Origin of the sequence: Deinococcus sp., assembly GCF_018260405.1 — a bacterium.
Classification (GTDB): domain Bacteria; phylum Deinococcota; class Deinococci; order Deinococcales; family Deinococcaceae; genus Deinococcus.
Map to the genome: position 1 here is coordinate 1 of NZ_JAGLBG010000091.1, position 9,240 is coordinate 9,240.

The following is a 9,240-nucleotide window of genomic DNA, read 5'->3' on the forward strand; positions in this document are numbered from 1 at the left end:
ACACCCATCCGTGATACCTTTACTATGCTATTTACATATTTTTCGTAAAAAGTCAGATTGCTATACTGACAGGCTCTTACATTCTCTAGTCTAACTAATTAGATTTGGCTTTAATACTCGTAACTGCTCAGCGCGTAAATTGGGCGAATTAGATAGTAAATCGCAGTAAGTTTATAGGCGGTGTCCTGGGAGGTCGATGTTCCCGACATATTCTTAGCCTTGATTTCGGTAAAAACTTAACTGGAGGCAGTTTTTCGCCGTGTTCATCGTGCTGAGTAGTTACGTCCGGTCTATTTTGTTAGTTCACTCTGAAACCTGGCGACCAGCGTCGAAGTAACCTGAGCTAAGTGGCTGCCGGGTACAGTTCCGGACATCCGAGAAAAGCACCCAGATGCCCTACGCTGTCCCGAGTCACCGTCTTTGGCTGCTTCATTCGGGTAGGGTTTAAACAGCCTCTCACCTGTTTCTCCATCCGCCAGCTCCTTATTCCACCTGGAGGTCTTTAGTAATGACGACTACCCTGTCAAAAACCGGAGAACTGTTGGCCCTGCGCCAGAGCGAAGTGCCGCGCGGCATCAGCAACGCCCACCCGGTGATGGCGGCGCGTGCCCTGGGCAGCAAAATCTGGGATGTGGAGGGCCGCGAATACCACGACTGGGTCGGCGGTATCGGCGTGCTGAACGTGGGCCACAACCACCCCGCCGTAATCGAAGCGGTCAAAAAGCAGCTGGATCAGTTTTGCCACACGTCGTTTCAGGTCACGATGTACGAGCCGTATCTGCGCCTTGCTCAGCGCCTGAATGCCCGTTTTCCAGGGGAAGGCCCAGCCAAGACCATTTTCCTAAGCACCGGGGCCGAGGCCACCGAGAACGCCGTTAAAATTGCCCGCGCCTACACGGGGCGTCCTGCGATCATCAGCTTCACGCACTCGTTTCACGGGCGCACCCTGATGGGCATGACCCTGACCGGGAAAAAGGCGTACTACGCGCAGAATTTCGGGCCGTTCGCGCCCGACATCTATCACGCACCCATTCCCTACGAGTACCACGGCGTCAGTACCGAGATGGCGCTGGCCGGGCTGGACGAACTGCTGCGCACCACCGTGGATGCCAGCCGGGTAGCCGCCATCATCATCGAGCCGGTGCTGGGTGAGGGCGGCTTTCTGCCTGTTCCGGTGCCTTTTTTTAGGGCGCTGCGTCAACGGTGTGATCAGCACGCCATCTTGCTGATTGCCGATGAGATTCAGGCCGGGGTGGGGCGCACCGGCACCTTCTGGGCCGTGGAGCACAGCGGCGTCAAGCCCGATCTGCTGTGCTTTGCCAAGAGCATCGGCGGCGGGCTGCCCCTGAGCGGGGTCACAGGCCGCGCTGAGGTGATGGACGCGCCACAGACTGGCGGCCTGGGCGGAACTTACGCCGGGAACCCGCTGGCCTGCGCGGCGGGCCTGGCTGTGCTGGACCTTTTTAGGGACGGGCAGCTGCTGGCACGGTCCAGGCGCGTGGGCGAACAACTGCGCCAAGCCCTGAACGCGCTGCAACAGGAGGTGCCGGGCCTGGGCGACGTGCGCGGCCTCGGGGCGATGATAGCCGCCGAATTTGTCAAGGACCCGGCCACCCGCGAACCCGACCCCGCTACAGCCAAACGCATCATTGAGCTGGCCCGTGAAAACGGCCTGCTGCTGATGGGAGCCGGGATGTACGGCAGCGTCATCCGCGTGCTGGTGCCGATTACCGTGACCGACGAGGACTTGCAGGCTGCAATAGCCATCTTCAGCCAGGCGGTCAGGGACGCAGTCGGCACTCAACAGTAAGACACTGCGCCGAAATTCGCGCCTCAGCGCTGCCCCCACTACTCAGCACCGCAACGGAGAACTCACATGGCTGACATCCAGCTGAACACCAGGATTCCCGGCCCCCGCAGTGTGGCCCGGCAAGAACGCCGCGCTCAGGCCGTTACCAGCGTCCTCGGGCAGGCCAACGCGGTCGCCATCGCCTCGGCGCAGGGCGCACTGGTGACCGACGTGGAGGGCAACACCCTGATTGATTTGGCGGGCGGCATCGGCAAGCTGCACGCCACCCAACACTCGGGGGTGATTCCCGATATGGTTGCCAGGGCCAAGAGCCTGGGGGCTGGAAGGCCCATCAGCGCCGTCACGGGCCGCGCCGAAATTATGGACGCCCCCCACCCCGGCGGCGTTGGCCGCAAAGTGCTGGCGACCCGCGAGGATGGCCGCTACGTGGTAGTGCAGGCCCGCCCGGAGGACGCCCCAGCCTTGGAAGCTGTGCAGCGGGCGTGCTTTCCTGACCTCAGCGGGAGCGAACTGGCGACCGCCCGGCATTTCCTGTCGCAGCAGCAGCACTTTCCAGAGGGGCAACTGGCGGTGTTCGATACGCAGACCGGGGAACTGGTCGGCTCCAGCAGTGACTTTCAGATGAACGTGGATTTTAGCCATTACGCCCACCCCTTTATGGAGGAAACCGGTGACAACCTGTTTACCACGCATGACCCACGGGGCGAGTGGCTGTACGGAGCGGATATCGGCATTCACCCCAGGGTGCGCGGACAGGGCCTGGCGAAACTGCTCTATGGCACGCGGCATGACCTGGTACGCCGACTAAACCTGCGCGGCCATGTGGCCGGGGCCATGCCCAAGGGCTACGGCGCGGTGGCTGACCACCTCTCTATCGAGCAGTACGTCGGCGAGGTGATTCGTGAGGAGCGGGCCGACCCGGTACTAACGGTGCAGCTTAAGCGCGGCTACGGTGTCTGGGGCATCATCCCCAACTACCTGGAAGATGAGTCGGTGCGGAATTACGGCGTGTTCATTATCTGGCGGAACAGAGACTACCGGGCGTGACCACGGCAAAAGTCCTATATCACGGCGGAATCATTCGGCCCTACGCCGACGAGCGCACGGTAGAAGCGCTGCTTATCGAGGACGGCGAGGTGCGGTATGCCGGAAAACTAGCGGCGGCCCACGCCAGAGCCGGAGCCGCCATACAAGAGCATGGACGTGGACGTGGCTTTTTCCAGCGACGGCCCGGTGGTCAAGGAGCGGCGTCCCCTTTGCGGGCTGAAGGCAGCCGTGACCGAGGCGTATGTGCCGGGTGAAAACGTCACACTCGTTCGGTGCCACTGGCTCGGTGCAGGCTATCCTGTTCTCTGAACACCCCCAACTGCCCCAATTCGACCTCTTAAAGCAGTTCTCCGAATGATGGGCACGTCGGAACAACACTGCCGCCCCCTTCATTCTCCGTCCTGCTCTTTGTTTTTCACTCGTTCCACTCGGCAACAAGATGGTCAAAAGAGCACCATCTTTTTGCAAAATGCTCTAAAGGTGACCCCATGACAACCCCTACCAACGAATCCGTTCTCCGTAGCAAGGCGTACTTTGCGGGCGAGTGGCGCACCACGGCCCAGAGCTTTGAAGTCTTTCATCCCGGCAACGGCCAGAGCATCGGCAGCGTGGCCGACTGCGCGGCAGATGACGCCCGCAAAGCGATTGACGCTGCCGAACTCGCCCTGAAATCCTGGCGCAAGGTTAACCCCAACGAGCGCGGCAAGATTCTACGCAAATGGAACGACCTGATGTTTGCCCACCAGGAAGAACTCGCCCGCCTGATGACCCTGGAAATGGGCAAGCCGATTACCGAGACACGCGGTGAGGTGGCCTACGCCGCCAGCTTCATCGAGTGGTGCGCCGAGGAAGCCGGGCGCATCAGCGGTGAGCGGATTTCTATGCGTTTTAACCACAAGCGCGGCTTTACCAGCCTGGAGCCGGTGGGCATCGTGTACGCCGTGACCCCCTGGAACTTCCCGGCAGGCATGATTACCCGCAAGGTGGCCCCAGCACTGGCGGCGGGCTGCGTGATTATCGTCAAACCCGCCGAGCTCTCGCCTATGACGGCCCTGTTTCTGGCCGAGCTGTGGTTGCAAGCGGGCGGCCCCGCCGATACCTTTCAGGTGCTGCCCACCAACGACGCCGCTGGCCTGACCGCCCCTTTTATGGAAGACGAGCGGGTGCGTAAGCTGACTTTCACCGGGAGCACCGCCGTGGGCCGGTTGCTATACCAGCAGGCCGCTAAAACCATCAAGCGCGTGAGCCTGGAACTCGGCGGACACGCTCCCTTCCTGATTTTTGACGACGCCGACCCCACCAAAGCTGCCCAGGAAGTCATCGCCAGCAAGTTCCGCAATACCGGCCAGACCTGCATCTGCACCAACCGGGTGTATGTGCAGCGCGGCATCGCCGAAGAATTTACCCGCATCCTGACCGAAAAGACGGCGGCGCTGAAGGTGGGTGACCCGCTGGCCGACGACACCAATATCGGCCCGGTGGTTGAACAGACCGGACTCGACAAAATTAAGGCGCAGGTAGACGACGCACTCAGCAGGGGCGCTACCGCCACAGTCGGCGGCAAGGTCAAGGAAGGGCTCTACTTTGAACCCACCATTTTGACCAATATGGCCCCTGACAGCCTGATTTTGAAGCAGGAAACCTTCGGGCCGGTGGCCCCGGTGGTCATCTTCGACACCGAGGAAGAAGCCCTGCGCCTCGCCAATGACAGCGAGTTCGGGCTGGCCGCCTACGCCTATACCAACGACCTGAGCCGGGCGTGGCGGGTGGCCGAGGCGCTGCAATACGGCATCGTGGGCATCAACGACGGCGGGCCGACCGCAGTGGCGCCGCATGTACCCTTTGGCGGCATGAAGAACAGCGGCGTAGGGCGTGAAGGCGGTCACTGGGGCCTGGAAGAGTACCTCGAAACCAAGTTCATCGGGATGGCCCTGAACCTGGAAAGCTGAGGCCAGACCCTGGTCTATGCGCCCCCCGGTTCCTGCTGGCCGGGGATTTTCTGCTGTGCGAGTGATACGGACTTGGAAAGCTGCGGCAGCGAGCAAGAGAAACGGGTTCCGGGTGTGAAGTGGACAACCCGGCGGGGTGGTCAATGAAACAGACGGCAGACCGGATGATACGGATTCCGATTGATTCGGTGCAGTTCTGAATCAATCCGAGCGGATGTGAGTAGGAACAGCATACGGGTTTCGCGGTATGGAGCCACAGACGGCGATTTTCCGACTGTGGCGGAATTTTGCGGAATCCGTATGACACGGCACACCTGCCCCAACAGGAGTAGCCTCTGGAACGTGATTACGCCGGGCACTTCCACAGTTTCTTTTCGTCCCTCGGCAGCCCAGCTTGGCCTGATCGTGTCCAATTTCCTCATGTGGGGCGGCTTTTTTGCAGTGATACCGCTTATTACGGTTCACTTTATCGACGGCCTGAACTGGGGGGCGGCCAGCGTCGGGCTGGTGCTGGGGCTGCGGCAACTCACGCAACAGGGCCTCACCATTTTTGGCGGGGCCTGGGCCGATCAGATTGGCCCCAAGCCGCTGATTCTGGCAGGCTGCCTGCTGCGGATGATGGGCTTTGTCTGGATGGGCTTTGCCGACTCGCTGTCTGTGCTGCTGGCCGCTTCGCTGGTGGCGGGGGTGGGCGGCGGCCTGTTCGACGCGCCCAAAAATGCCGCCCTCACCGAGGTCACGCGCCCCGAAAACCGCACCCGCATGTTCAGCCTGATGAGTATTGCGGGCAATCTGGGTATGGTGATGGGGCCGCTGATTGGGGCCGCCATCATCGGGGTGGGCTTCAAGATTGCCGCCATCGCCTCGGGCAGTGTGTACCTGATCGCGGCGGTGGTCATGGGACTGACCCTGCCCTACATCCGGCCTGCCCCGAAGTCCGGCAGCGGCCTGCTGGGGCTTAAAACAGCCATGACCGATCAGCGGTTCCGGCGCTTTACCCTGGTTCTCATCGGCTACTTTATTCTCAGCACCCAGATCAATGTGCTGATTACCCTCAAAGCGGTAGCGCTGGCGGGGCCGGGCGCGACGGGGCCACTCTACGGCCTCAGCGCGGGGCTGGCGGTAGTCTTGCAGTACCCGGTGATGCAGTGGCTCGAGCGCCGCGTCCGCACGCGGGTCGCGCTGGTTGGAGCCGTGCTGATTGTAGGTTTGGCCCTGGCGCTGATGGGCCTGGTGCACAGTTTCGCGGCGCTGCTGGCCTGCGTCGCCCTGTACAGCCTGGGCACCATGACGGTCTTCCCGACCCAGCAGACCCTCACGGCCCGCTTTGCCCCGCCCGAGCTGATCGGCAGCTACTTCGGCTTCGGGGCCATCAGTCTAGGGGTCGGCGGCGCCGTCGGCAACGTGATCGGAGGCCTCCTGATCGACCTGGGCACCCGCCTGGGCTTTCCAGACCTGCCGTGGCTGACCCTGTTCGTGATCTCACTGCTGACGGCGGCAGGGCTGTGGTGGGCGCTGAAAAGTCTGCCGCCTGCTCAGAGGACAGCTCCCGCAGCGGAGTAAGGCCGAAAAGTCTCTCATCATTCGGTACCGGGCAACTTGGGGTAACTACTCAGCGCGTAAATTGGGAGAACCAGATGGTAAATCGCAGCAAGGTTATAGTCGGCATCTCTCTAGGGTACAAAAGTAGCGAGAAGGTACCTGAACCTCGTCCTAGCGGGCTTTTTGCCCCAGGCCAGATTCTCAATAGCTTTCCTGAGGGTATCTAATCCCCGACGGAACAAGCTTTTGGGCGCATAGCCATGCTTGAGCGGCTTGGTTGGCTCACGTTGCTCCTCGAACTCCCCAATCAAGCAGCACCACATAAACGCTAGGGACAGCACGCCAAACAGTGTTGAAATTCGCTCCAGGTCGGTCACATTCGTCTCTTCCAGATGAAATCCTCTGGATTTCATCGCCTGGTGCATGTTCTCGCCATTGCATCTTTTGGCATAGTGTTCCAGAGCCAATCAAGCATGACCGTGGTACGCCAGACAGAGTGTTTCACCAAACAGGTTTTTGGCACCCAGGACACGCCACTGAACACCGTAAATGTGCATGGGCTTATACCAGTACCGCACTTCCCCGCTTCCAGCTTACAAAACAACGCCCAGACGGGAATCCGGTAGTTTGCTGGAACTATGACCGACAGGGGTTGAAATGGGAACGCCCGGAGCCTATCTCCGGGCGTGTCTTTTTCTCTCCCACTCGACAGTCTCGTTTGCCAGACCTCTCATTGTCCAGACTTCCATGCGTCAGGGCGTGACAACATCAGGCTCAGAAAGGTCTATGGCCCTGAACAGCGCCGTCTCCTGCGGTGCCGCACCTGTGGTGCCCACTTCAGTGAGACCAAAGGGACACCCTACTGGGGAAGCAAATTGCCTCCTGAACGCGTCGACAGCATTGTCGACCATCTCACGCATGGCAATTGCTGCTCATCCACAGCGGAACTTACAGGCTGTCACCGAACCACTGTTGCTCGAATCATGCGTCAGGCTGGTGTCCATTTGCAGCAGTTCCATGACCAGCATGCTCGTGACCTCAAGGTCACGAGCATGCAAGCCGACGAACGCCACAGCTTCTTCGGTAAGAAAGCCGAGCAAGCCTGGGATTTCACCGTTGTCGACCCCAAAAGTAATTTTGTCATCGAAGGTCAAGTAGGGGCGAGGACAGCCGAATTGACGAGGGTTCTGCTGGGTAGCGCAAAGGAGCGGCTCGCCGCTCCCCAGAGTCTCGTCCTGTCCACTGACGGATATTTGCCCTATCAGAGCCTGTTCTCGGAACTGTTCGGTTCTGTCTGGCAACCACCGAGACGGGGAAAGCGTGGGCGCTTTCCCAAGAAGGCTTACCGAATCCCGCGCAGTCTGGCCCACGTCCGCATCATCAAGGAGTACAGCGGAAGACGGGTTGTGGAAGTCAGGACAGAAGTTGCGGCTGGAACGCAGAAACGGGTTAATCAGGAGTTGCAGACTCTTGGCTACACGACGCCAAATACCTCAGCGGTTGAGCGCCAGAATGGGACAGCCCGACGAATGAATCCACATCTGGCACGCAAAAGCCTCGCTTTTGCGAGGCTTCCCTTCCATGCTAGTCACGTTGGCTGCGTTGGTTCAGGGCGTCTATAACTGGTGTCGGACGCAAAGGGGTCTGCGCCAGTCGCTGATAGAGCCACTCCGACGGAAAAAGTACATTCAGCGGACACCAGCCATGGCAATTGGACTGACAACGCGCTGTTGGTCAATCCGTGACCTTCTGAGCTTACCCTGTGGTGCTTCCTGTCGGTCATAGTTCCATCGAACTACCGGGAATCCCATCCACCCTGGAATTCGCTTTCAAGCGGATGCAGGGAAGAACATGGAGGCGCTTGAGGGCTTGGAACCATTTCTTCCCTAAGGGAACGGATTTTACCGAGACTGCCTTGGAAAAAGTGCTTGTGGTACATCATTTACTGAACAACAGACCCAGAGAGGGGTTAGGTTTTCGCACGCCCTCTGAGGTACATTTGTAACATTAGAGGTGTGCGCTAGCAACTTGAACTCGCCGGTATCCAGGCGAGCGGGAAAGAGAATGTTCGTCAGGACACACTCAGAATCAAGAAGTTGATGTCCTGCTGACCCCACTTCCAGTTTGTGCGATCTAGCAGGAGCAGCACATGCTCCTCACGCAAGAACGAGAGCACAAACCTGGCCATCATGTTCTGGGACAGCGAATACTGCATGAAACGCTTGAGTCTCTTGTAGACGCTGTTCTCGTTCTCACCAAGTTGGACGACAGGAACAAGACGCCAGAGCACGACACTGCGGGTCTGAATCATGCCCAGAATCAGGGCGCACAGGACGACCAACCTGCGGGGGTCAATCTCAGGGCTTCCGCAAAGTCGGTTCAATTTTGAAGCCGGATCAAATTGCTTCTGATGCATCACTGGAGAAGGCCGTTTCTGTCGCTCAGTCATATTTAATTCCAAGCCATATATTCTGTCTATAACAGAAATCTTTCTCTTCATTCTTCGGTTTTGCGACTTTGCGGTTGCCCTGGGGTCAATCTCGAAGTGAGCTTGGAGCGTGGCGAACAGGTCATACTGAAGATGTCGGCTTCGTCGGTCTTTCATGGCAGAAAAAACCGTACAGGAGCCGACTTTCTTTGTCTACACTCGGCTTTTGTACCCTAGAGAGGTCCAAAACATAAGCGTGTCAGACGATATTTTTTGGTTTCCTCCTGTATTTGCTCTGACGAGAAATGGCTATTTCTTCTTCTAAAAACTCCATCCCAGACAGGTTTTTTCTCGGGTCGGAAGGGTCGCTAATCAGATACCCTGTTTCCCTGCCAGGAGGTGGGCCGCTAATCAGATACGTTCCAGCAAACCAACCACATTTCTTACCTCTGCTCAGGGCTCAT

Annotated in this window: 6 protein-coding genes and 2 pseudogenes; 5 read left to right on the plus strand and 3 right to left on the minus strand. The window is 59.0% G+C overall.

From position 1 onward, the window contains the following. Positions 1-508: 508 nt before the first annotated feature. From gabT to QZ269_RS10690, 5 genes are all read left to right on the plus strand, one after another. A complete protein-coding gene (gabT, locus tag QZ269_RS10670) occupies positions 509-1,810 on the plus strand; it encodes a 4-aminobutyrate--2-oxoglutarate transaminase (RefSeq protein WP_291426696.1) in 1,302 nt (433 codons plus the stop codon). A 66-nt stretch (positions 1,811-1,876) separates the two neighbouring features. Further along, entirely contained in the window at positions 1,877-2,857 is a 981-nt protein-coding gene (locus tag QZ269_RS10675) for an aminotransferase class III-fold pyridoxal phosphate-dependent enzyme (protein ID WP_291426697.1), read from the plus strand. Next, entirely contained in the window at positions 2,854-3,111 is a 258-nt protein-coding gene (locus QZ269_RS10680) for a hypothetical protein (RefSeq protein WP_291426698.1), read from the plus strand. The genes QZ269_RS10675 and QZ269_RS10680 overlap by 4 nt, the downstream gene beginning before the upstream one ends. 234 nt (positions 3,112-3,345) lie before the next feature. Beyond that, a complete protein-coding gene (locus QZ269_RS10685; RefSeq protein ID WP_291426699.1) occupies positions 3,346-4,806 on the plus strand; it encodes an NAD-dependent succinate-semialdehyde dehydrogenase in 1,461 nt (486 codons plus the stop codon). A 342-nt stretch (positions 4,807-5,148) separates the two neighbouring features. Next, positions 5,149-6,369 (plus strand): MFS transporter, encoded by a 1,221-nt coding sequence (locus tag QZ269_RS10690; RefSeq protein WP_291426700.1) that lies wholly within the window; start codon positions 5,149-5,151, stop codon positions 6,367-6,369. A 191-nt stretch (positions 6,370-6,560) separates the two neighbouring features. On the opposite strand, the pseudogene QZ269_RS10695 reads toward QZ269_RS10690, so the two are convergent. From QZ269_RS10695 to QZ269_RS10705, 3 genes and pseudogenes are all read right to left on the minus strand, one after another. Beyond that, positions 6,561-6,964 (minus strand): annotated as a pseudogene (locus tag QZ269_RS10695) (IS4 family transposase); the annotation flags it as partial. Between the two features lie 316 nt (positions 6,965-7,280). Further along, a complete protein-coding gene (locus tag QZ269_RS10700; protein WP_291426701.1) occupies positions 7,281-7,502 on the minus strand; it encodes a hypothetical protein in 222 nt (73 codons plus the stop codon). Positions 7,503-8,422: 920 nt separating this feature from the next. Beyond that, positions 8,423-8,704 (minus strand): annotated as a pseudogene (locus tag QZ269_RS10705) (IS4 family transposase); the annotation flags it as partial. Positions 8,705-9,240: the final 536 nt, after the last annotated feature.